Raw genomic sequence first — 20,660 nt, forward strand, 5'->3', positions numbered from 1 at the left:
AGGTCCTTTCAGGAGTGGGCGAGCATCTGCTCGACCATCGCGGCGGGCGCGTCCGGCCGGAAGCAGGCTTCGAGGTTGTCCGCGGAGTCCCGGGCGGCTTCTTCGGCACGCGGGAAGAGCGCGGTTTCGTACGCCGAGAGAGCGCTTTCGACGTCGTCGTGGGCGGCGAGCGCGAGGGCCAGCTCGGTGGCGTCGAGCATGGCGAGGTTCGCGCCCTCGCCCGCGAACGGCGACATCACGTGCGCGGCGTCGCCGAGCAGGGTCACGCCCGGCACCCGCGCCCAGCGGTGGCCGGGCCGCAGGGCGTGGATCGGCCGTGGGACCAGCGGGTCGTCGCTGTCTTCGACGAGGGCGCGCAGTTCGGGCGCGAAGTCGCCGAAGACGTCGAGGAGACGTTCGCGGTCGGCCAGTGCCGTGACCGCCGCGGGGTCCTCGTTCTTGACCGCGGCGTACACGCGGATCCGGCCCCCGCCGTTGCGCTGGGCGATCAGGCCGAGACCGTCGGCCAGCGCGAACATCGAGCCCGCGCCGACGAGCGCGGCCGCCGCCGGGTGCGCGATGTCCACATCGGACAGATGGGCTTCCACGAAGGACAGTCCGGAGTAGACCGGCACCGCGTCCGACAGCAGCGGCCGGACCTTCGACCAGGCTCCGTCCGCGCCGACGACCAGATCGGCCTCGACGACTTCGCCGGTGGCGAGGGTGAGCCGGCCGGCGTCCACCGCGGTCACCTTGGTGCCCCAGCGGACGACGCCGTCCGGCAGCGACTCGACCAGGATCCGTTTGAGCGCGCCGCGGTCGACCTCGGGCCGGGTGCCGCCGGCGGCGTCGGCGGTCTCTTCGAACCGGACGACGCCGTGGCGGTCGAGGATGCGCAGCGCCTCGCCCTCTTCCCGCGCGATGGCCCGGAACCGCTCGGTCAGGCCGGCTTCCGCGAGGGCCCGCTGCCCGGACTCCTGGTGCAGGTCGAGCGTGCCGCCCTGGTCGCGGGCGGTCGGTGACGCGTCGAACTCGTAGACGGTCGTCGCGATCCCGCGGGTGTGCAGGACGCGCGCCAGCATGAGGCCGCCGAGGCCACCGCCGACGATGGCGATCCGGGTCATCGGGTCTCCTCGGGTTCGGCGCGCGGGGTGGCGAGCGCGCCGTTGAGCAGCGCGTCGAACGCCCACCGGGCGCGGGTGGGACCGGAACCGGACACCAGGTCGGTGGCCAGCGCGGCGATGTGCGGGTGGGTGTCGGGCGAAGCGGTGGCCACGGACTCGACCATGACCTCGTGCTCGCGCGCGGCCCCGGGCTTCTCCCGGCGGGTGCCGTGCTCGACGGCGGTCGCGGTGGCGGTCAGCAGCAGCACGTCGACCGCCCAGGCGGCCTGGCCGGGCGCCATGCCGCCCTCGTCGAGCAGCGCGAGCACCGCCTCGACGAGGCTCAGGTAGTGCGGCCCGCTCAGCCGGGTCACGAGCGCGACGCGGGCCAGGCTCGGGTGCGCGAACAGCACCGACCGGTAGGAGCCGAGCACCGCCCACAGGCGTTCGCGCCAGTCCCCCGCGCCGTCGAGGTGCACCTCGGCGAGCAGTTCGTCGAGCACCGCGGCGTGCAGTTCTTCGGTGTCCTTGACGTACACGTAGAGCGAAGCGGCGCCGGTGTCGAGCTCCTTGGCGAGCCGCCGCATGGTGACGCGCTCGACGCCTTCGGCGCGCATGACCGTGACGGCCGTCGCCACGATGCCGTCACGGGTCAACGCCGGCTTCGCCGGACGCTCGCGGCGGTTGTAAGTGCTTTCCGAAGCCATGCCACCACAGTAGCGAACATGTTCGTGACGAACACGTTCGTGCGGTGCAGGTCACACCCTTGCAGTGGCCGCTGATCGCCGAAGCCCAGCACCCGCCGCTGCGGCATTAATCGAAAAGAATCGGAAATAATCGCGAAACACGGACCACTCGGCAAACTGGTCTGGACCACCTGGCGAAGATCACCCGTCCGGCGGTTTCCCGTTCTACCACAAGGCGACGCAGAGGTCCAGACCACTTTGTCAACCCCGGTTCCGCATTTCATTCGGAAAACCGGTTAAGCAACTTTCGGGGGGTGTGTCAACTTCTCACGAGCGGTATATCTGATTCCACCGAATCCGCACCGGCCGGCCGCACCCACCGGCCGGCTCGATGCCGCCCCGGAGGCGCCCGTGCACCGCTTGGACCCGGCCCGCGACCACGTCATCGGGCTCTACCGGATCGTGATCGGTTTCCTGTTCGCCTGCCACGGCGTGAAAACGCTCTTCGGCGTGCTCGGGGCGAAGGCGCCCGCCGCCGTCGGAGCGTGGCCCGGGTGGTGGGCCGCCGTCATCCAGCTCGTCTGCGGCGCGCTGATCTGCGTCGGCCTCGGCACTCGCGCGGCGGCGGTGATCGGCTCCGGCTCGATGGCCTTCGCGTACTTCACCGTGCACCTGCCGGACGGCCTGCTGCCGATCCAGAACGGCGGTGAGGCGGCGACGCTGTTCTGCTGGGGCCTGCTGGCCGTGGCGTTCATCGGCCCGGGCCGGTTCGCGCTCGGCAACCTGCCGGCCCTGCACCGGACCCCGCCGGAGCCGGCGCGCACCCGCGTGACGGCCTAGGGGCGCGAGATCCCGACGCCGCTGCGCGCGTCGGGACCGTACTTCGCCAGCTCGCCCGCGAGGTCGAGCGGCCCGCTCTTCGCCCGGTCCGCTTCGGTCAGCAGGTCGCGCGGGATGATCCAGACGACCTCGAACTCGAGCCCGCTGGGATCCTTGGCGTACAACGACTTCGTGGTGCCGTGGTCGGACGAGCCGACCAGTGCGCCCGCCTCCTGGAGACGGCCGGCGAGCCGCTCGAGGTCGCCGAGCGTGTCGACCTCCCACGCCAGGTGGTACAGCCCGACCGACGTCTCCCCCGCGCCCGAGTCCGCGGCGTGCGAACCGAGTTCGAACAGGCCGAGGTCGTGGTCGTTGGTCGAGCCGGGCGCCCGCAGGAAGGCCGCGCCGCGGTGAGCGTCGCCGCCCTCGATGTAGTCGAAGCCCAGCACGTCCCGGTAGAACGCGACGCTTTCGGCCACGTTCCGGACGTACAGCACCGCGTGGTTCAGACGGAAGATCGACATCGACGGCCCCCGCGCACGGAAATCGGTTGAAGTTTCAACTCTAACGTAGCACGAAGGACGCCGTCCACAGCCGGCCGAGCCAGGCCGCGTACCGCTCGTCGGACCACCCGAGCCGCTCGACGAGCTGGTGCCACAGCGTCCCGTCCGTCGTCGCGAACAGGACATCGCGGCACTCCTCTTCGGCGACCGCGAGCTGCCCGGTGGCCGCGGCTTCGCGCGCGTGCCCGCCCATGCTCTCCAGCCGCTGCCGGTCGATCTCGGCGAGCATCGCCGCCGCCGCGGGATCGCTCGCCGCCGCACCGCGCACCGCGAGGTGCAGCCGCGCGGTCCGGCGCATGGCGGCGGTGTTGAAGACCGCGAACGCGGTGAGCCGGGTGCCCAGGTCGGGCTCGGCGAACAGGGCCCGCAGCTCCGGCCGGTCGAGCATCGGCACGTCCTCGTCGTCCCCGCCGACGGTCATGTCCCAGGTCCGGTGCAGCAGCGCCGGCTTGTTCTTGAACGCCGAGTAAACGGTTTCCGGCGCGACACCGGCTTCCGTGGCGATGTCGGCGATGGTCGTCCGGCCGTAACCCTTCGTGACGAAAAGGTCGTGCGCGGCGGTCAGGATGCGGCGCCGGTTCTCCCGCGCCTGCTCTTGCCGGCGGCTCGAGTCGTACCGCCTCTTGACCGGCTCGCTCATCCGATACATCCTCACTGTATTGAAAACAGCCCAACTGCATTGGAGTTATCATGCCAGCACCCACCGAGGAGTTCCTGGCCGAGATGCTGCCGCGGCAGACCGCCGCCGAACGCGCCATCCACAACGGCGACGCCGGACCCCGCACCGCACTGTGGTCGAAGGCCGACCCGGTGAGCCTTTTCGGCGCCTGGCTGCCGATCCGCACGGGCTGGGCCGACGTGAGCGACGCCTTCCGCCGCGTCGCCGCGCAGTTCTCCGACTCCCGCGAGTACCGCTTCGAAGTGGTCGCGGCGGGGGCGAGCGGAGACCTCGCCTACACGATCGGCTACGAGCACAACACCGTGACGCTCAACGGCAAACCGGCGACGTACACCCTGCGCGTGACGCACGTGTACCGCCGCGAGGAAGGCGAGTGGAAGATCGTCCACCGCCACGGCGACCGGCCACCGGACGAACCCGCGCCGGACGCCCCGCTCAACTCTCGGTAGAGCCGGTGACCGACCGGGCGACAAACCTTCGACACCGCATCGAGGCCCTGGTCAGGTGGGCCGGCGGTTCGTAGGGTGAGTCCACCGCAGGACACCGTGTCAGCTGTCCCGCGGGCGGTGATGCCCCCGGATCCGACCTTTCCCCGAAGCCAAGTCCCGGGGCATCACCGCAACCACCGCTTCGAGCCGAGCCCCCGCGTACACCTCCCGCTCTCATTTACATACATACACCATGTATGTATTCTCGCCCCATGACGACACGCAGCGAATCCCTGGGTCAGGAGCGCCGCGTCCGGCTGCCGGCCGGCGAGGTGCGGTACTTCGAGCGGGGCCGAGGCGCCCCCGTGGTGTTCGTCCACGGTGTACTGACGAACGCCGAACTGTGGCGAAAGGTCGTTCCGGACGTCGCCGCGGCCGGATTCCGTTGCCTGGCACCGGATCTGCCCCTCGGCTCGCACGACCTGCCGATGCGCGCGGACGCCGACCTCTCCCCCGCCGGCAACGCCGACCTCATCGCGGACTTCCTCGACGCGCTCGACCTCCGGGACGTCACGCTCGTCGCGAACGACACCGGCGGCGCGTTGACGCAGATCATGCTCAGCCGCCGGCCGGAGCGCGTCGGGCGCGTCGTGCTCACGCCGTCCGACTGCTTCGAGTACTTCTTCCCGCCCATCTTCAAGGCGCTGCCGCCGGTGGCGAAAATCCCCGGGTCGATGGCCGTGCTCGGCCAGCTGCTGCGGATCCGGGCGCTCCACCCCCTGCCGCTCCTCTTCGGCTGGGTGACCAAGCGGCCGCTGCCCGACGACGTCGCGCAGGCCTACCTCGGGCAGCTGCGCAAGTCCGCCGGCGTGCGCCGTGACCTGCGCAAGCTGCTGCGGGACGTGCACCCGCGGCACACCCTCGCCGCCGCCGAAGCGCTGCGGACCTTCGACCGGCCCGTGCTGCTCGCCTGGGCCGCGGAGGACAAGCTGTTCCCGATCCGGCTGGCCCACCGCCTCGCGGCGCTGCTGCCGGACGCGAAGCTCGTCGAGATCGCCGACGCCTACACGTTCGTCTCCGAAGACCAGCCCGCCGCGCTGGCCGGGCACATCGCCGAGTTCGCGGGTGTCATGGCAGATTAGGCGGGTGCGACGTACCCAGGAGGACCGTTCCGCCGGCACCAAGGCCGCGCTGGTCGCCGCCGCGCGCGAACTGTTCGCCGCCCGCGGCTACCAGGCCGTTCCGGCGGACGAGATCACCCGTGCCGCCGGCGTCACCCGCGGCGCGCTGTACCACCACTACGCCGACAAGCAGGGCCTGTTCCGCGCCGTCGTCGAAGAGCTGGAACGCGAACTGACCGAGGAGGTCCAGGCCGCGTTCGCCGGCGGCGCGGACCCGCTGACCGGCATGCTGCAGGGCCTCGGCGTCTTCCTCGACGCGTGCCTGCGCGAAGAGGTCCGCCGCATCTCCCTCACCGACGCGCCCGCCGTGCTCGGCTGGGACGTCTGGCGCGAGATCGAGGCGGAGTACGGCCTCGGCCTGATCATCGCCGTCCTGGAGCAGGCCAGGGCGGACGGGCTGATCGTCGAAATGCCCGTCCGCGCCCTGGCGCAGCTGGTGCTCAGTGCGGTGATGGAGGCGGCCCGGATGATCGCCGCGGCGGACGACCCGGCACGCACCCGCGCCGAGGTCCAGCAGGTCCTCGGCGGCTGGCTCGCGAGCCTCCTGCGGACCTAGCGCGTCCGGTACGTGCTGAGGATCGCCGCTCCGACCTGCGTGGTGGCCACGAGGTCGAGGTCCGCGGGGGTTTCGAACAGCCGCCGGCCCGCGCCCACGGCGGTCGGGAAGACGAGCAGGCGGTACTCGTCGACCAGGCCGTGACGGGCGAGGGTCTGCGCGACCCCGACCGAGCCGATGACGATGACGTCGCCCTCGTTCTTCTCGACTTCGGCGACGAGATCTCCCCGCAGCAGCGTGGAGTTCTGCCAGGCGGAGACGCCTTCGAGGCTGTGCGAGGCGACCAGCTTCGTCGCGTTGTTGAGCCGGACCGAGAACTCGTCCGTGCGGCCGGGCCAGAGCTTCGAGAAGAGCTCCCACGTCTTCCGGCCGAGCAGCAGGGTGCCGGTGTCGAGCAGGGTGCCGAGCCGGAACTTGTCCCCCGCCACGGCTTCCGGGCCGTGCCGGAAGGCCCAGCCACCGGTGGCGGTGCCCCCGGAGCCGTCCGGGTCCTCGACGACACCGTCCAGGGTGAGGAACTCGACGACGATCACGCTCATGACTGCTCCCGGTGGTTCTTCGCCGCGCCCCGGTGGCGCGGCCTCACCGGTATCTACCGGCGGCGGCCGCCGGATTCATCGGCCGCCGCCGGAAGATTTTTCCTACGCCGTGACCAGCGACAAGCCGTAGGTCTGCAGGATCTCGTTCACCGGCTGGAACCACGTCTCCCCGCCGGAGCCGCAGTTGCCCCAGCCACCGGAGGTGACGCCCTGGGCCTGGTCGCCGGTGATGAACGAGCCGCCGGAGTCACCGGGTTCGGCGCACACGTTGGTGCGGGTCACCTGGTAGACGGCGCCCTGGGAGTAGTTGACGGTCTCGTTCAGCCCTTCGACGACCCCGCAGTGCCAGTGCGTCGTCGAGCCCGAGCGACACACCGACGTCCCGACCGGCGCGACCCACGAGCCGCGCACGAGCGCGTCGCTCACCGTGCCCCAGCCGAGCACGACCGGGGCGGTCCACCAGCCGTTGCCGATGCGGATGAACGAGTAGTCGTTGCCCGGGAAGGAAGAGCCGGCGAAGCTGCCCATGGCCGAGCCGTCCCAGCCGACCACCGAGCTGCCGACGCCGCCGCAGTGCCCGGCGCTGACGAAGCCGCCCTGCACGGAGAAGCCGATCGAGCAGCGGGTGTTGCCGTTGATGTAGTACGGGTCGCCGCCGACGGTGCCGGCCGAGAACGGCTCGGCGGCCGGGGTGGTCGCGACGGTGACGGGGCCGGCTTCGCGGGCTTTCGCGAGGAAGGCGTCGACGTCGGCGCCGTGCGCGCCCGGTCGCAGGGTGACGACGACGCTGCCGGCGCGCGGGTCGGTGCGCCAGCCGCTGACCGCGGCCGGGGCGGGCTTCGCCTTGGCGGAGGCGTCGATCGCGGCTTTCGCAGCGTCGAGCTTGGCGGCGCTGACCTTCGCGGGCGCGGCTTCGGCACCGGCCTGCCGGACGGCTTGCGCCGCGGCCGGGTCGGTCACGCCGACGACGAGCTTGCCGAGCGCGGGGTCGAACCACGCCCCGCCGAACGCGGCCCCGGCGGCCTTCTGGGCGGCCGGCATCACGCGTGCGGCGGTGACTTCCTGGCCGAGCCGGGTTTCGGCCTGGGCGGCGGTCAGGCCGAAGTCCCGTTGCATGGCGGAGATCAACCCGGGTGACGCGACGGCCGGGCTGAGGGAGGACGAAGCGAGTGACGCGGTCAGGACGGCGGCGCCACCGAGGGCGAGGGCGATTCTTCGACGCATGAGGTCTCCTTCGGGCAGGGGGAAAGAAACACACCGTGCGCCGAGTGTGCGGGCGGTGGCGGGAGTGGTCCAGAAATGTCCGGTCTTCTGTCCGGAATTCGCGGAGGCGAACGACTGTCCATTGCGGACTTCCAACGTGGATGCCTTGCACGCCAAGGGGTTTCCCGCGCGCGAAAGGAGCGCGAGCCGGTGTCACCCGTCCGCGTCGACGAAGGTCTGGACCAAGTACAGCACGCGGGTGCGGACACCGGCGGGAACCAGAGTCTGCGGGGCAGCAGACGTGCATGACCGTCCCCTGCCGGCCCGCCGTTGACAGTCGACGAGCCGGTCGACGACAATCGTATTTCCTATAGGATTCTGCGCCAGGGGGATCGTTGACCGTCGTCACGCACGCCGAAGCCTTTCTCGTCGACGTCGAGGTCGAACAGACCCGGACCGACGCCGTGCAGGCGTTCACCTCGCAGGAGACCGTCTTCGTCGAGCTGACCACGGCCGACGGGAACACCGGGCTCGGCTACTCCTACACGATCGGCACCGGCGGCAGCTCCGTTCTCGCCCTGCTGCGAGACCACCTCCTCCCCCGGCTCCGAGGCCAGGACCCGAGGCGGATCGAAGCGCTGTGGCGGGACCTCTTCGCCGCCACGCGCGCGACGACCGTCGGCGCCATCACCTCACTCGCGCTCGCCGCCGTCGACACCGCGCTGTGGGACCTCAAGTGCCGCCGGGCCGGGGAACCCCTGTGGCGCGTCGCCGGCGGGTTCCGGCCGCGCGTTCCCCTCTACGACACCGAAGGCGGCTGGCTGCACCTGAGCACCGAGGAGCTCGTCGCCGGCGCGAAAGCGGCGGCGACCGCCGGCTGGGGTGGCGTCAAGGTCAAGGTCGGCAGGCCCGACGACCTCGAGCGGCTCACCGCGGTCCGCGAGGCAGTCGGGCCGCGGTGCGACCTGATGGTGGACGCGAACCAGTCGATGACGGCCGCCGAGGCCGTCCGGCGGGCAGCCGCCTTCGCACCGCTCGACCTCTTCTGGCTGGAGGAACCCCTGCCGGCCGACGACGTCAGCGGGCACGCCCGGCTCGCCGCCGCCACGGCGATCCCGGTCGCCGTGGGCGAGTCGTTGTACTCGGTCGCGCAGTTCCGCGACTACCTGCACCGCGGCGCCGCTTCGATCGTGCAGCCCGACGTGGCCCGCGTCGGTGGCATCACGCCGTGGCTCAAGGTCGCGCACCTGGCCGAAGCCTTCACCGTCGACGTCTGCCCGCACTTCCTGATGGAACTGCACGTGAGCCTCGCGGCGGCCGTGCCGAACGGCCGGTACGTCGAGCACATCCCGCAGCTGCGCGCGATCACGCGGACCGAGCTGACCGTCGAAAACGGGTTTGCGGTGCCCCCGGAAACGCCCGGACTGGGAATCGACTGGGATCGTGACGCGATGGACGACCGCCGCACCTCGTGAACCGCGGACACGACGCCGCCGGGCCGAAACCGTAGGGCACGAAATCGCCGGCCACGAACCAGAAGCAGCTGACCGAAACGCCCTGCCCGAAGAGGGTTCCGTATCGCCCGCCGAAACAGCCGGGTGGCGCGAAGTCGCCGCCGGCGGCGGCCACGGGCACGACCGACAATCCGAACAGCGTAGAAGCGCGGAAGAATTACCGGCAATTCATCGGGCAAGTGAATGCGGGCGCAGCGGAAAGTCACCACGCTGCTCCATCCGGGCTAGCCCGCGACCCTGGTCGGATGGCGGACGGGGCCGCGATTCCTCAACGGCTGACGCAAACCCGATCGCGCCCGGCGTTCTTCGCCGCGTAAACGGCCTTGTCCGCGGCGCCGAGCACCTCGTCCACCCCGCCGCCCGCGGCCGGGTGCACCGCCACCCCGATCGACACCGAGAGCCCGGTGATCCGCGTCCCGTCCGCGGCCACGACGGCCAGCGCCGCCACCGCGTCGCGGATCCGTTCGGCGACCGCGACGGAGTGCACCCGCCCGATGCCCGGCAGCAGGACGACGAACTCCTCCCCGCCGAACCGGCCGACCGAGTCGTAGACCCGCACCTCGGCCCGGACGGCCCCGGCGACCGCCCGCAGGACGTCGTCGCCCGCCAAGTGCCCGTACGTGTCGTTGACTCGCTTGAAGTGGTCCAGGTCGAGCATCAGGATCCCGCAGTCACCCCCGGAGCGCGCCGCCCGGCTCAGCTCCGCTTCGGCCCGCGCCCGCCACTCTCCGCTGGTCAGCAGCCCGGTCTTCGGGTCCCGGGCCTGCAGCTCCAGCCGCCGCCCGAGCTCGCCGCGGTGCAGCAGCACGACCGGCAGCACCAGCAGCGGGACCAGCCACGGCTCGGCCGGCAGCAGCGCCGCAGCCACCACGCCGAGGCACAGCGTCGCCGCGTCGAGCAGGTTCTCCGACACCGACCCCGCCAAGGACAGGAACGGGCGGCTCGGCTCGTGGAGCTTGAACCCGACCATCACCAGCAGCGTGTTGACCAGCGCCAGCGTCAGGCCGGCCGCGATCGGCCCGGCCACGCCGGCGACGGACGCGGCGGCGAAGACGGTGACCACGAGCGTCGCGGCCGAGCACGTCGCCCGGTACAGCCGGCTGCCGGGCACCCCGCCCGCCGTGCGCAGCCAGAGGTGCCCGTAGACGAGCACCGCGAGGACGGCGGCCAGGACCGGCGGCGTCACGAGCGCCCCGGCGAAGTACCACACCGACGCGACGCTGACGTGCGGGTTCCGGGCCAGGAACCGGCGCATCCGCTCGGCCTTCGCCGACAGCTCGGTCTGCACGACCGCCGAAGCGAGCAGGACGGCGAAGAACAGCCACTCCCGCGGCGCCGGCCTCGTCGCCGGCACGGCCAGGACCAGCAGCGCGACGGCACCGACCTCGACCGCGACGTAGTACGGCACGACCCCGGGCGGCACACCGCGGTACGCGAAACGAGACTCCCCCTGCTGATCCACTTACCCTCCCGTGTCCGTGGATCGGCCGGGCTCCCCCGCCCGGCGGCTCCAGGATAGGCCCACCGGGCGCGTTCCCGGAAGCCACCGGACGGAGTGTCCTCAGTGGACGGTCAGCGGGCGAACGCGGTCAGGAAGCGGTCGCGGAAGGAGTCCATCTTCCAGACCGGCGCCCGCGCGGCCGGGTGCAGGCCGTCCGTCCAGCCCCAGCCGGAGATCCGGTCCAGCACCTTCGGGTCCTTGGCGACGATCGTGATCGGCACGTCGTGCACCGCGCCCTGCGGCGTGACGACCGGCGGCTGGTGGTCGCCGAGGAACACCAGGACGGTGTTCTCGTCGCCGTAGGTCTTCATGAACGAGATCAGCGTCTTGAGCGAGTAGTCGGTGGCGTCGCGGTAGGCGTCGCGGATCTTCGCCGGGTCCTTCCAGACCGACTCCGGCGCCTCGCCGGCCGCCGGCTGCGGCGCGAAGACCGACCCGTCGCCGACCTGGTTCCAGTCCACCAGCCAGGGCCGCGGCGACCAGGGCGCGTGGCTGGAGACCAGGTCCACCTCGGCCATCACCGGCTTCCGCGCGCTCTTCGCCAGCTCGTTGCGCTGCAGCATGGAGAGCGTGTACTGGTCCGGCATCGTGGCGTAGGCGTACCCCGGACCCCGGTAACCGATGTTGCGGAAGTCGTAGTAGGCGTCCGGGTGGTAGAACCGCTGCCCCTCCGGCCAGTCCTTCGTGTGCGCGGGGACGTCCCAGACCGTCTTCCAGCCCGCCTTCTGGAACGCCCCGCCGAGGGTCAGCCGGTCGCTGTCGAGGAGGTTGTTGTACCGCTGCTGGTTGTCGATCCACATGCCGGACTCGACGGTGGAGTGCGCGAGCCAGCTGCCGCCGCCGAACGTCGAAGACGAGAGGAACGCGCTCTTCGCGCCGATCCCCGCTGCCTTCAGCTCGGCGGTGCCCGCGTCGAGGGTGGCGCCGATCTTCGGCGCGAACCCCGGGTCGTCGAGCGCGATCCGGCCGTAGCTCTCGACGAACGTCAGCACGACGTTCTTGCCGCGCAGCCCGTTCAGCAGCTGGTCACCGGGGGTGTTCCGGAACGCGTCCTCGGCGGCCAGCTCGCCGAACGGCCGCTGTTCCCGCAGGTCCGTGCTCACCTGGCGCAGGTCGTCGTAAGCCATGGCGGCAGCGCTCTGCGCGGCGACCGGCTGGCCCGGCGCGATCTCGACCCCGAACAGCGAGCAGACGATCCAGATCACGCCGAGCACGGCCACCACGCGCGTCGCGCCGGTCCGGCGCCCGGCGGCGATCCGGCTCAGCCGCAGCACCGCCAAAACCATGAGCACCACGACGGCGACCGCGAGCACGCACGCGCCGACGAGCGCGGCGATCGCCCCCGCGTCGCCGATCTGGCCGGCGAGGAACTCGACCCCGGCGCTGAAGAAGCTCCAGTCGTAGACCGGGTCGAACGGCTTCTCCAGCGTCGCGTAGAAGCCCGTGTCCAGCGCCTTCAGCACGACGAGCAGTCCGAGCGCCAGGCCGGTGAGCACCGCGACGACCCGCCGTGATCGCGGCGGCAGGATCAGCACGAACGCGGCGACGACGATCCCCTCGACCGGCACCCGTACCAGCGCTTCGGCCGAGAACGACGTCAGGTCGTCCGGGGACAGCAGCGCGAACAGCACGAGCAACGCGGCCAGCGCGGTCACGACCACCCCGGCGAAGGCGTGCCGCCGCCCGGTCCGGGGCAACCCGAAATCGGGCAGCGGTGCGGCGGCTGGGACGGGGTTTCCAAGCATGCGGGCCTCACGTCGATCGCGGCGGTGACCGCCCGGCCCGTGCGGCGGGACCGGCGATCCTCACCCGGTATACGGGCTCGGGCCGCGGGTGGTTCAAGCGGCCTCCGCCGGCGGCCAGTCGAACAGCTTTTCCGGGACGATCCGGACGATCAGCCGCTGCGCGTCCGGTTCCGCCGGCGGCGTCTGCCCGCCCATGTACCGGGCGTACATTTCGTGCAGCAGCACCTTTTCCGGGTCGTCGGCGATCTCGACGCTCCCCCGGATCTCGGCCCAGCGGCCGGGGTTGGCCGAGACCAGCAGGCTGACCCGCGGGTCGCGTTCCATGTTCCGGGTCTTCAGGCGCCCCTTGACGGTGCTGAAGACGACGGTGTCGCCGTCGCGCTTGACGAAGATCACCGACGACTGCGGCCGGCCGTCGGCGTTCGAGGTGGTGAGCACCGCCGTGTGGGAACCGTCGAGCACCGCACGGGCGGCTTCGGTGAGGAGCACGGTCATCGGGACGTCCTTTCCGGGGTTTCGGACAGCCACTGCCGGAAGGTCAGCAGCCCGGGGTGGAGTTCGCGGACTTCGCCGGGGTCGCGGGCTCCCGCGTACGCCGTTTCGAAGTCCTGGGTGAACCGGAACATGTTGGCCAGTTCCGCGGGGAAAGCACTTACGGGAACGTCCTGGAACCGCACCGGTTCGCCGAGGAATGCGGCGAACCCGGCGGCGAGTTCGGCGCCGGTGAGGTTTTCGCCGGTGATGCTCACCGTTTTCCCCGCCAGTTCCGGACGTCGGAAGATCGCGTGGGCGCAGCGGCCGATGTCGGCTACGGCGATGCCCGGCAGCCGGGCCGTTCCCAGCGGCAGCGTCAGGGTGAGGACCCCGTCGTCGCCGCGGCTCGGGCCCCCGCCGTCTCGCAGGTTTTCCCAGTAGAACGCCGTGCGCAGGAACGTGGTCGGCACGCCGGCGAACTCGGCGTCGGCGGCGCCCTTGGCGTCGTAGTGCGGGACCAGGTAACCCCCGGGCAGCACCGGCATCCGGTCGTCACCGGGTGCGACGAACGTCCGGGTGTCTTCGAACGTCGACCACACGACGTGCGCGACGCCGGCCCGGCGAGCGGCCGCGGCCATCGTGGCGGCGTGGGCGGTTTCGCGCTCCGGTGGGTGTTCCTGGGCGGCGGTGACGCAGAAAGCGCCGTACGCGCCGGTGAACGCCGCCTCGACGGACGCGGGGTCGTCGAGGTCCGCGGTCACCACGTCGGCGCCGAGGGCGGCCAGTTCCTTCGCGCGCGGCGAACCCGCGTCGCGTGTGATGGCCCGGACGGTGAACCCGCCGTCCGGGTCGGCGGCGATCGAGCGGACCAGGCCGCCGCCCTGCCGCCCGGTGGCGCCGACGACGGCGACCACCCGGTTTTGCTTCGGAGAAGTGCTCATGCCCGTACCGACCCGGCCCGTGCCGGAAAGGAATCGGCCATTACCCGAAGTCGCCCGATCCAAACCCGGGGAGGGAGCTTTCACCCGGGAAAGGGGCGGTAATACCCACGACAGGTGAGTGGGTACGGCCAATCGGTTGCGGGCCGGTTGGCCCGGTGTTCTCCTCGGGGTGTCCGAAGATCGGATTCCGAACGGAGGCACCGATGAACTTGTTCGACAAGGCCAAGGAAGCGCTCGGCAAGCACCCGGACCAGGCCGACCAGGGTGTGGACAAGGCCGCCGACGCCGCCAAGCAGCGGTTCGGCGAGCACTCCGACAAGATCGACCAGGGCACGGAGAAGGTGAAGGACTACCTGCACAACCAGGGTGGCGGACAGCAGGACGCGCCCCCTCAGTGAGTCTCCGCCGGCCGTCGCCGCCGGGCCGATCGCGGCCCGGCGGTGGGCCGGCCGGAACCAGGCCCGGTGAGCCCGCCGACCAGAACCTGCGCGGCCGTCGGCCGGAAACCGACCCGGCAGGCCCCGCCGACCAGAACCTGCGCGGCCGCTGGCCGGAAATCAACCCGGCGAGCCCCGCCGACCGGCCGGCCCATTGCCTTGAATGACTCATTCAGGTCGTGGGAGGTCCTGAATGAGTCATCCAAGACGATCCAGCGGAGCCGGCGCGGCGGAGGCCGGTGAGCCAGATCCGGCACAAGCCCAGCCGTCCGGGGGAAGGACGCTTCGCTCCCCGCCCGGCTGGGTACCACCGGCTCCGTGGTCGCCACCTACCTCGTCCCCGTCCGGACGGCCCTCATCCTCTTCCCGTTCCTCGTGCTGGCCGTCATGCTGCCCGCCGCGTTCGTCAGCTACCGCCGGCGCGGCCGCGCGGGCGGGTGGCCGACGTTCGTCTTCTACGCCTTCCTCTTCTACCTGCTGGCGATCGCGACGCAGACGGTGCTGCCGCTGCCCGCCGACCCGGCGTACTGCGCGGGGCACACCTACGCGAGTTCTCCGCAGTTGCGGCCTTTCTACTTCGTCGAAGTCGTGTCCCAGCGCGCCCGCGGGCACTGGAGCCCCGGTGCGCTGCTGCACAACCCGGCGGTCTGGACCACCGCGCTCAACGTCGTGATGCTGGCCCCGCTGGGGTTCTACGTCCGCTACGCCCAGCGGATGCGGCTCGTGCCCGCCGCCTTGATCGGGTTCGGCGTCTCGCTGTTCTTCGAGCTGACGCAGCTGACCGGCCTGTGGTTCGTCTACCCCTGCCCGTACCGGCTCTTCAGCGTCGACGACCTGATCCTCAACACCGCCGGCGTCGTCGTGGGCTGGCTGGTCGCCGGTCCGCTCGGCCGCCTGCTGCCCTCGCCGGAGCCGGAGCACGACCGGCGCCGCTACGCCGCGAAGGTCACGTTCACCCGGCGGCTCTTCGCCCTGGCCACCGACCTGCTCGGGTTCGCCGCGCTGCTCGGCTTCCTGTTCGGCCTGCTCACGCTGTTCGGCGAGGACCTGACCCACCGCGACACGCCGGTCGTCATCCTCGCCGTCGTGTGGTTCGTCGTGCTGCCCGCGGTGACCGGTTCGACGCCCGGCAAGCGGGCGATGCTGCTGCGCGTGGTGCGCCGGGGACGGCGCCGGGCCGGGCCGATCGCGCTGCTGGTCCGCAACGGCGTCCTGCTCTCGCCGCTGTGGCTCGCGTGGCTGGTGCTGGAGGTGGACCGCTGGGACCTCGGCGACCACCCCGAACTGCTGCTCCTGCCGGTCGCGCTGGCCGCGTCGGTGTTCGTCGTGGGCGTCTGGACACCACTGGCCGTGCTGCTCGACGGCGAGCACCGGGCACCCTACGAACGGCTGACGCGAACGGTGAACGTGGCCATCGTGCCGGACGTCCCGGAGGCCGGCGCGGCCCCGGAACCGGCCCCCCGGGAGGAAGTCCTTAAAGGACGGTGACGGGGACACCGGGCTGCCCGGTCCCGGCGGCGCTGGTAGATTGCGTCGGGAGCAGGTTGAGCCGCCAGCCCGCGTTCCCGATCCCCCATCCTGGAGCCCGCATGACGACCGACGCAACGCGGCCGCGGCAGCGGTACTCCGGTGACGGCTGGTCGCTCGACGTCGGCGAAGACGCGGGCCTGCGGATCTTCACCCTGCGTGGTGAGTTCGACTTCGCGGTCTCGGCAAAGCTGGCCGAAGCGTTCCCGGACGAGCCGGGCGCCGGTGACGTGGTGCTGGACATGGCCGCGGTCGAGTACTGCGACTCCAGCTGCCTGCAGGTCCTGCTCCGGCTGGGCAGCAGGCTGCGCGAGGCGGGTGGCCGACTGGCCGTCGTGACGACCGTGCCCGCCGTCGTCCGGCCGATCGAACTGCTCTGCCTCGGCGACGTGATGCCGGTGCACCCGAGCGTCGCCGCGGCCCGCGCGTCTTGGGGCGAAGAAGCATGACCTCCTCCGATACCCGTGTCGGCGGGCCCGGATCCGGGCATGAAGAAGGGGAGGGCTTCTCCCCGGGGCCCGGCACGGACAGGGAGGCGGACGTGAACCTCAGAGCGATCCGGCACGAACTCGGCATCACCGCCGAACTGAGCGAGCTGGCGAAGGTCCGGCACTGGGTCCGCACCGTCCTGCGGGAATTCCCCGCGAACGTGGTCAGCACCGCGGTCATGGTGGTCGACGAACTCACTTCGAACGCGCTGCGCCACGGCCGCGCGCCCTACCACGTGCGCCTGCTGCCCGGTGCCGCGAAGCTGCGGATCGAGGTCGACGACGGCGGGGGCGAGCCGGCCCGCCGCCGGGCGCCGTCCGACCAGGGCGGCCGGGGCCTCCTGCTGGTGGAGCGCTGCGCGGCGGCCTGGGGCCAGCTGCGCCGGCCCAGCGGCAAGACCCTGTGGGCCGAGCTGACCACCGACGACCCCGCGGGTGCGCGTGGCTGACCCGGCACGCACCGCGCCGACCGCCCCGGACACCGGCGACCGAGGCTGGACGGCCGCGCCCGTGGCCGCCGTCTGCGCCGACGCCGCCGGGATCGTCCTCGCGCTCAACGAAGCCGCCCGCACGCTCTTCCCGGGGGCCGAGCCCGGCGGCCGGCTGTCGGAGACCGTGGCGGACTGGCTGGTGGCCGCGCACGACCGGCGCACCGACGAGGTCGTCCGCGGCTCCGTCGGCGAGCAGTCCCTCGCGGCCCACCCAATCCCGCACGGCGAATCCGTCACGTGGTGGCTGGTCGACGAGAGCGACGCCCGCGTGGCCCAGGACGCCCTGGTCCGCGAGCAGGAGCGCACGGCCTTCCTCAGCGACGCCTCCGCCGCGCTGCTCGGCTCGCTCAACCTGGAACGCTGCATGGAGGTCGCCGCCCGCCTGGCCGCGCAGCACCTCGCCGACGCCGCCCTGGTCCTGGCGCCCACCACGGGCGTGAGCTACCCCGCGGTCACCTGCGTGCGCGGCGGGGAACCGACGCGGACCGGCCTGGAGATCGACCCCGACGAGCTGCCCGGCCTCGGCGAGGCGCTGCAGGGCTTCCCGCCGGTGCCCTCCCGCTGGCTCGACCCCGACGCTGCCCCCGGCTGGGTGCTGCCCGCGGACTTCGGCCCGGTCGGCTCGATCGTCGTCACGCCGCTGCCCGGCCACGGCGTCCCGGCCGGCGCGCTCGTGCTGCTCCGCCGCGGCGACCGGGAGTCGTTCACCGACCAGGAAGAGCTGTTCGCCCGGCTGTTCGCGGCGCGGGCCGGGGCGGCGATGTCCGCGGCGCGCGTGTTCGCGCTGCAGGCGTCGATCACCGACACGCTGATGCGCGAACTGCTCCCGCCGACCCTGGAACAGCGCGGCGGGGTCGACTTCGCCGGCCGCTACCGTCCGGCTCGCGACGGCGAGCGCATCGGCGGCGACTTCTACGACGTCCACCCGGCGCTCGACACCGGCGACGACGAGTCGCTGGCCGTGCTCGGCGACGTCTGCGGCAAGGGCCTCGACGCCGCCGTCCTGACCGGCAAGATCCGCACCACGCTGCGCGCGCTCCTGCCGATGGCGGGCGACCACCGCGCCCTGCTGGAGCTGCTGAACCGCACGCTCGCCGACCGGCGCGACGCGCGGTTCGTCACGCTCGTGCTGGCCTCGGCCCGCCGCGAAGGCGCCACCGTCCGGCTGCGCGTGACGAGCGCGGGCCACCCGCCGCCCCTGATCGTCCGGACCGACGGCCGGGTCGAGGAGGCCGACACCCACGGGAGCCTGATCGGCGTGCTGCCCGAGATCGAATCGTCCGGCACGGACGTCACGCTCGACCCGGGCGAGACGTGCCTGCTCTACACCGACGGGATCGTCGAGGCGCGCGGCGGCCCGCTCGGGGACGCGATGTTCGGCGAGGACCGGCTCCGGCAGTCGCTCACCGAGTGCGCGAACATGCCCGCCGACGCCGTCGTCGAGCGGGTTCAGATGCTCGCGTCGCAGTGGATCGGCCGCGGCGCCCACGACGACATGGCCGTGCTGGCGATCACCGCGCCGCGCGGCCAGCACCTGGCCGCGGTCGGCGGCCACGGTCGCGGGAGGTACACCGCATGAGCACCCCCACCCGCACGCCCGGGGTGGCCGAGCACGCCGAACGGCTCTGGGACGCCGTCACGACCGGCGACGAGTACGCCGCCGGCGACGTCGTGGTCCAGGCGCTCGAAGAGGGCGCCGACCCGGAGAGCCTGCTGCTCGACGTGATCGGCGCGGTGCAGCGCAAGGTCGGGCAGGAGTGGGCGGCCAACCGCCTGACCGTGGCGCAGGAGCACGCGGCGACCGCGATCAACGACCGCGTCATCGCGACCTTCGGGTACGTGCTCAAGCGGCCGGAGCCGCACCTCGGCCGCGTCACCGTCGCCTGCGTCGACGGCGAGTGGCACGCGATGCCCGCCCGGCTGCTCTCGGAGGTGCTGCGGCTGCGCGGCTTCCGGGTCGACTACCTCGGCGCGCAGGTGCCCGCCCCGCACCTGGTCGCGCACCTGCACCGCACCGGGCCGGACGCGGTCGCGCTGTCCGGGTCGATCGCGACCCGGCTGCCGACCGCGCACGCCACGATCACCGCGTGCCAGGCGGCCGCGACGCCGGTCATCGCCGGCGGCGCCGCGTTCGGGCCCGACGGCCGGTACGCCCGGCTGCTCGGCGCCGAAGCGTGGGCGCCGGACGCGCGGTCGGCGGCCGACCGGCTGGCCGGGCCGCTCCCCCGCCCGCACGTCGGGCACCAGCCGCTCGACGACCTGCCGCACCTGGCCGACCAGGAGTACACGCTGGTCACGCGCAGCGCCGGCCGCCTGGTGAAGGCGGTGCTGGCCGGGCTGGAGGAGCGCATCCCGGCCATGCGGACCTACACCGACCTGCAGCGCCAGCACACCGCCGAGGACCTCGCGCACATCGTCGAGTTCCTGGCGACGTCGTTGTACGTCGGCGACGAGGAGCTGTTCACCGGCTTCCTGAGCTGGACCGCCGGCATCCTCACCGCGCGCGGCGTCCCGGCCGCTTCGCTGGTTCCCGCCCTCGACCTGCTCGAGGCGGAGTTGCGCGACTTCCCGCGGGCCACCGGCCTGCTGCGCGCGGCCCGCACGCACCTGGCGGACCCGGCCGCCGGATCGGGGCTCTCGGCATGACGTTGACCTGCACGTGGGCCCCGGACGGCGAAACGGCCCGCGTCACGATCACCGGCGCGCTGGAGTTCGCCACGGCGGCGACGCTGCTGCAGCTGGTCACCGACCGGTTGGCCGACCACCCCGGCGTCCGGGACGTGCGGCTCGACTGCGCCGGGATCGCCTTCTGCGATTCGTCGGGGCTGTCGACGCTGCTGCTGGTCCACCGCGCGGTGACCGGCGCGGACGCCCGGCTGCACCTGGACAACCGGCCGGCCCCGCTGGACCGGCTGCTGGCGCTCACCGGGACGACGGCGTACTTGACCGGCGAAACCCCGCCGTCCCGGGCCCGGCTCGACTCCTAGGCCCGCAGGCGGGCCAGCTCCCACGGGTCGTGGGCGCTGAAGACCGTCACCTCGTCACCGTGCCGGCGCACGAGCTCCCGCAGCCGCGCCTGTGTCCCCAAGCGCAGGTCGTGGTGGACCTCCGAGCGGGTCTGGACGACGTCGAGGACCGGGTGCGGCAGCGGGGCCGCCTCGAGCTCGCGGTGGTAGTAGTACGCGTCGCCGCAGTGCAGCAGCCACCGCGAGCCGTCGTGGACCGCCACCCCGGCGTGGCCGGCGGTGTGGCCGCCGAGCGGGATCAGCCGGATGTCCGCGCGCACTCCCCGGAGCCGCACCGACCCGAAGCCGAACCAGTCGTCACCCGACGGCGGCTCGTAGGTCTCCCACGCCGGCCCGTGCGCCCAGTGCGCGGGCCGGTAGCGGAAGCTCGGCGCCTCGGCCAGCGCCGCGTCCCGCTCGGCGGCGAGGACGTGGACCCGCGCGCGGGGGAAGTCGGGCAGGCCGCCGCAGTGGTCGACGTCGAGGTGCGTGACGACGACGTGCCGCACGTCGTCCGGTGCGAAGCCGAGCCGGGCGATCTGGCGGATGGCGGTCTCGTCTTCGGACAGCAGCGGCTGGGCCATCGTCACCCAGTCGCCGCCCAGGGTGGCGGCGGGGTCGCGGACGTCGTCGAGGCCGAGGCCGGTTTCGACGAGCACGAGACCGTCGTGGTCGGTCTCGGCGAGCAGGCAGTGGTTGACCGCGGGCGCGGACGGCAGGCCGGGGGCTTCGATCTGCCGCACGGACCCGCAGTTGAGGTGGTGGATCTTCATGGCCGCCATCGTCTGACTTGAACTACGC

General features: G+C 72.4%; 23 protein-coding genes. 12 read left to right on the plus strand and 11 right to left on the minus strand.

Translation table 11 applies throughout. From position 1 onward, the window contains the following. Positions 1-8: 8 nt before the first annotated feature. Positions 9-1,103: an FAD-dependent oxidoreductase gene (locus BLV96_RS45840; RefSeq protein WP_086679350.1), complete on the minus strand. Its 1,095-nt coding sequence runs from the start codon at positions 1,101-1,103 to the stop codon at positions 9-11. After that, entirely contained in the window at positions 1,100-1,789 is a 690-nt protein-coding gene (locus BLV96_RS45845; RefSeq protein WP_086679351.1) for a TetR/AcrR family transcriptional regulator, read from the minus strand. Before BLV96_RS45845 ends, BLV96_RS45840 begins: the two co-directional genes overlap by 4 nt. 390 nt (positions 1,790-2,179) lie before the next feature. Between BLV96_RS45845 and BLV96_RS45850 the strand changes: the two genes are divergently transcribed. After that, on the plus strand, positions 2,180-2,608 hold the full coding sequence (locus BLV96_RS45850; RefSeq protein ID WP_086679352.1) for a DoxX family protein: 429 nt from the start codon (positions 2,180-2,182) through the stop codon (positions 2,606-2,608). Here BLV96_RS45850 and BLV96_RS45855 read toward each other — a convergent pair. Then, positions 2,605-3,111, minus strand: a complete 507-nt coding sequence (locus BLV96_RS45855) for a VOC family protein (RefSeq protein WP_086679353.1) — start codon at positions 3,109-3,111, stop codon at positions 2,605-2,607. The genes BLV96_RS45850 and BLV96_RS45855 overlap by 4 nt on opposite strands. Positions 3,112-3,151: 40 nt before the next feature. Further along, a complete protein-coding gene (locus BLV96_RS45860; RefSeq protein ID WP_086679354.1) occupies positions 3,152-3,790 on the minus strand; it encodes a TetR/AcrR family transcriptional regulator in 639 nt (212 codons plus the stop codon). 50 nt (positions 3,791-3,840) lie between these two features. Between BLV96_RS45860 and BLV96_RS45865 the strand changes: the two genes are divergently transcribed. The 3 genes from BLV96_RS45865 (at position 3,841) to BLV96_RS45875 (ending at position 5,994) form a co-directional block, all read left to right on the plus strand. Continuing rightward, positions 3,841-4,278 carry a YybH family protein gene (locus tag BLV96_RS45865; protein ID WP_086679355.1) on the plus strand — a complete coding sequence of 146 codons (438 nt, stop codon included), beginning with the start codon at positions 3,841-3,843 and terminating at the stop codon, positions 4,276-4,278. A gap of 251 nt (positions 4,279-4,529) precedes the next feature. Continuing rightward, complete coding sequence (locus tag BLV96_RS45870) at positions 4,530-5,399, plus strand: alpha/beta fold hydrolase (RefSeq protein WP_086679356.1); 870 nt, start codon at positions 4,530-4,532, stop codon at positions 5,397-5,399. A gap of 4 nt (positions 5,400-5,403) precedes the next feature. After that, on the plus strand, positions 5,404-5,994 hold the full coding sequence (locus tag BLV96_RS45875) for a TetR/AcrR family transcriptional regulator (RefSeq protein WP_086679357.1): 591 nt from the start codon (positions 5,404-5,406) through the stop codon (positions 5,992-5,994). Here BLV96_RS45875 and BLV96_RS45880 read toward each other — a convergent pair. After that, positions 5,991-6,533: a dihydrofolate reductase family protein gene (locus BLV96_RS45880; protein ID WP_086679358.1), complete on the minus strand. Its 543-nt coding sequence runs from the start codon at positions 6,531-6,533 to the stop codon at positions 5,991-5,993. The genes BLV96_RS45875 and BLV96_RS45880 overlap by 4 nt on opposite strands. Positions 6,534-6,635: 102 nt before the next feature. Next, a complete protein-coding gene (locus BLV96_RS45885; protein WP_086679359.1) occupies positions 6,636-7,757 on the minus strand; it encodes a S1 family peptidase in 1,122 nt (373 codons plus the stop codon). 374 nt (positions 7,758-8,131) lie between these two features. Between BLV96_RS45885 and BLV96_RS45890 the strand changes: the two genes are divergently transcribed. After that, complete coding sequence (locus tag BLV96_RS45890) at positions 8,132-9,211, plus strand: mandelate racemase/muconate lactonizing enzyme family protein (RefSeq protein WP_086679360.1); 1,080 nt, start codon at positions 8,132-8,134, stop codon at positions 9,209-9,211. A gap of 307 nt (positions 9,212-9,518) precedes the next feature. Here BLV96_RS45890 and BLV96_RS45900 read toward each other — a convergent pair whose 3' ends face one another. From BLV96_RS45900 to BLV96_RS45915, 4 genes are all read right to left on the minus strand, one after another. Then, entirely contained in the window at positions 9,519-10,712 is a 1,194-nt protein-coding gene (locus BLV96_RS45900) for a GGDEF domain-containing protein (protein ID WP_244180967.1), read from the minus strand. Between the two features lie 110 nt (positions 10,713-10,822). Next, a complete protein-coding gene (locus BLV96_RS45905; RefSeq protein WP_086679362.1) occupies positions 10,823-12,496 on the minus strand; it encodes an alkaline phosphatase family protein in 1,674 nt (557 codons plus the stop codon). A gap of 93 nt (positions 12,497-12,589) precedes the next feature. Continuing rightward, positions 12,590-12,991, minus strand: coding sequence for a PPOX class F420-dependent oxidoreductase (locus BLV96_RS45910; protein ID WP_086679363.1), 402 nt, complete (start codon positions 12,989-12,991; stop codon positions 12,590-12,592). Continuing rightward, positions 12,988-13,911: an NmrA/HSCARG family protein gene (locus BLV96_RS45915; protein WP_086679364.1), complete on the minus strand. Its 924-nt coding sequence runs from the start codon at positions 13,909-13,911 to the stop codon at positions 12,988-12,990. Before BLV96_RS45915 ends, BLV96_RS45910 begins: the two co-directional genes overlap by 4 nt. Before the next feature lie 203 nt (positions 13,912-14,114). On the opposite strand from BLV96_RS45915, the gene BLV96_RS45920 reads away from it, so the two are divergent. From BLV96_RS45920 to BLV96_RS45950, 7 genes are all read left to right on the plus strand, one after another. Further along, entirely contained in the window at positions 14,115-14,309 is a 195-nt protein-coding gene (locus tag BLV96_RS45920; protein WP_086679365.1) for an antitoxin, read from the plus strand. Positions 14,310-14,666: 357 nt separating this feature from the next. Further along, positions 14,667-15,836 carry a VanZ family protein gene (locus BLV96_RS45925; RefSeq protein ID WP_086679366.1) on the plus strand — a complete coding sequence of 390 codons (1,170 nt, stop codon included), beginning with the start codon at positions 14,667-14,669 and terminating at the stop codon, positions 15,834-15,836. A gap of 101 nt (positions 15,837-15,937) precedes the next feature. Next, complete coding sequence (locus tag BLV96_RS45930) at positions 15,938-16,324, plus strand: STAS domain-containing protein (protein ID WP_086679367.1); 387 nt, start codon at positions 15,938-15,940, stop codon at positions 16,322-16,324. Positions 16,325-16,416: 92 nt separating this feature from the next. After that, the gene (locus tag BLV96_RS45935; RefSeq protein ID WP_086679368.1) at positions 16,417-16,812 is read left to right on the plus strand and encodes an ATP-binding protein; all 396 of its coding nucleotides are present in this window, start codon (positions 16,417-16,419) and stop codon (positions 16,810-16,812) included. Further along, positions 16,805-18,433: a PP2C family protein-serine/threonine phosphatase gene (locus tag BLV96_RS45940; RefSeq protein WP_091390413.1), complete on the plus strand. Its 1,629-nt coding sequence runs from the start codon at positions 16,805-16,807 to the stop codon at positions 18,431-18,433. Before BLV96_RS45935 ends, BLV96_RS45940 begins: the two co-directional genes overlap by 8 nt. Then, positions 18,430-19,500, plus strand: coding sequence for a cobalamin B12-binding domain-containing protein (locus tag BLV96_RS45945; protein ID WP_086675114.1), 1,071 nt, complete (start codon positions 18,430-18,432; stop codon positions 19,498-19,500). The genes BLV96_RS45940 and BLV96_RS45945 overlap by 4 nt, the downstream gene beginning before the upstream one ends. Then, positions 19,497-19,841 carry an STAS domain-containing protein gene (locus BLV96_RS45950; RefSeq protein WP_086675115.1) on the plus strand — a complete coding sequence of 115 codons (345 nt, stop codon included), beginning with the start codon at positions 19,497-19,499 and terminating at the stop codon, positions 19,839-19,841. Before BLV96_RS45945 ends, BLV96_RS45950 begins: the two co-directional genes overlap by 4 nt. Here the strand turns inward: BLV96_RS45950 and BLV96_RS45955 are convergent. Continuing rightward, positions 19,838-20,632, minus strand: coding sequence for an MBL fold metallo-hydrolase (locus BLV96_RS45955; protein ID WP_086675116.1), 795 nt, complete (start codon positions 20,630-20,632; stop codon positions 19,838-19,840). The genes BLV96_RS45950 and BLV96_RS45955 overlap by 4 nt on opposite strands. Between the last annotated feature and the right edge of the window lie 28 nt (positions 20,633-20,660).

The organism is Amycolatopsis pretoriensis, assembly GCF_900107925.1.
Classification (GTDB): domain Bacteria; phylum Actinomycetota; class Actinomycetes; order Mycobacteriales; family Pseudonocardiaceae; genus Amycolatopsis; species Amycolatopsis pretoriensis.

Bases quoted from the DNA above. Each gene is read 5' to 3' on its own strand.
- BLV96_RS45945 (WP_086675114.1), top strand. From the start codon at position 18,430: ATGAGCACCCCCACCCGCACGCCCGGGGTGGCCGAGCACGCCGAACGG.
- BLV96_RS45905 (WP_086679362.1), bottom strand. From the start codon at position 12,496: ATGCTTGGAAACCCCGTCCCAGCCGCCGCACCGCTGCCCGATTTCGGG.
- BLV96_RS45885 (WP_086679359.1), bottom strand. From the start codon at position 7,757: ATGCGTCGAAGAATCGCCCTCGCCCTCGGTGGCGCCGCCGTCCTGACC.
- BLV96_RS45930 (WP_086679367.1), top strand. From the start codon at position 15,938: ATGACGACCGACGCAACGCGGCCGCGGCAGCGGTACTCCGGTGACGGC.
- BLV96_RS45860 (WP_086679354.1), bottom strand. From the start codon at position 3,790: ATGAGCGAGCCGGTCAAGAGGCGGTACGACTCGAGCCGCCGGCAAGAG.
- BLV96_RS45915 (WP_086679364.1), bottom strand. From the start codon at position 13,911: ATGAGCACTTCTCCGAAGCAAAACCGGGTGGTCGCCGTCGTCGGCGCC.
- BLV96_RS45840 (WP_086679350.1), bottom strand. From the start codon at position 1,103: ATGACCCGGATCGCCATCGTCGGCGGTGGCCTCGGCGGCCTCATGCTG.
- BLV96_RS45955 (WP_086675116.1), bottom strand. From the start codon at position 20,632: ATGAAGATCCACCACCTCAACTGCGGGTCCGTGCGGCAGATCGAAGCC.
- BLV96_RS45845 (WP_086679351.1), bottom strand. From the start codon at position 1,789: ATGGCTTCGGAAAGCACTTACAACCGCCGCGAGCGTCCGGCGAAGCCG.
- BLV96_RS45920 (WP_086679365.1), top strand. From the start codon at position 14,115: ATGAACTTGTTCGACAAGGCCAAGGAAGCGCTCGGCAAGCACCCGGAC.
- BLV96_RS45910 (WP_086679363.1), bottom strand. From the start codon at position 12,991: ATGACCGTGCTCCTCACCGAAGCCGCCCGTGCGGTGCTCGACGGTTCC.
- BLV96_RS45950 (WP_086675115.1), top strand. From the start codon at position 19,497: ATGACGTTGACCTGCACGTGGGCCCCGGACGGCGAAACGGCCCGCGTC.
- BLV96_RS45855 (WP_086679353.1), bottom strand. From the start codon at position 3,111: ATGTCGATCTTCCGTCTGAACCACGCGGTGCTGTACGTCCGGAACGTG.
- BLV96_RS45865 (WP_086679355.1), top strand. From the start codon at position 3,841: ATGCCAGCACCCACCGAGGAGTTCCTGGCCGAGATGCTGCCGCGGCAG.
- BLV96_RS45880 (WP_086679358.1), bottom strand. From the start codon at position 6,533: ATGAGCGTGATCGTCGTCGAGTTCCTCACCCTGGACGGTGTCGTCGAG.
- BLV96_RS45870 (WP_086679356.1), top strand. From the start codon at position 4,530: ATGACGACACGCAGCGAATCCCTGGGTCAGGAGCGCCGCGTCCGGCTG.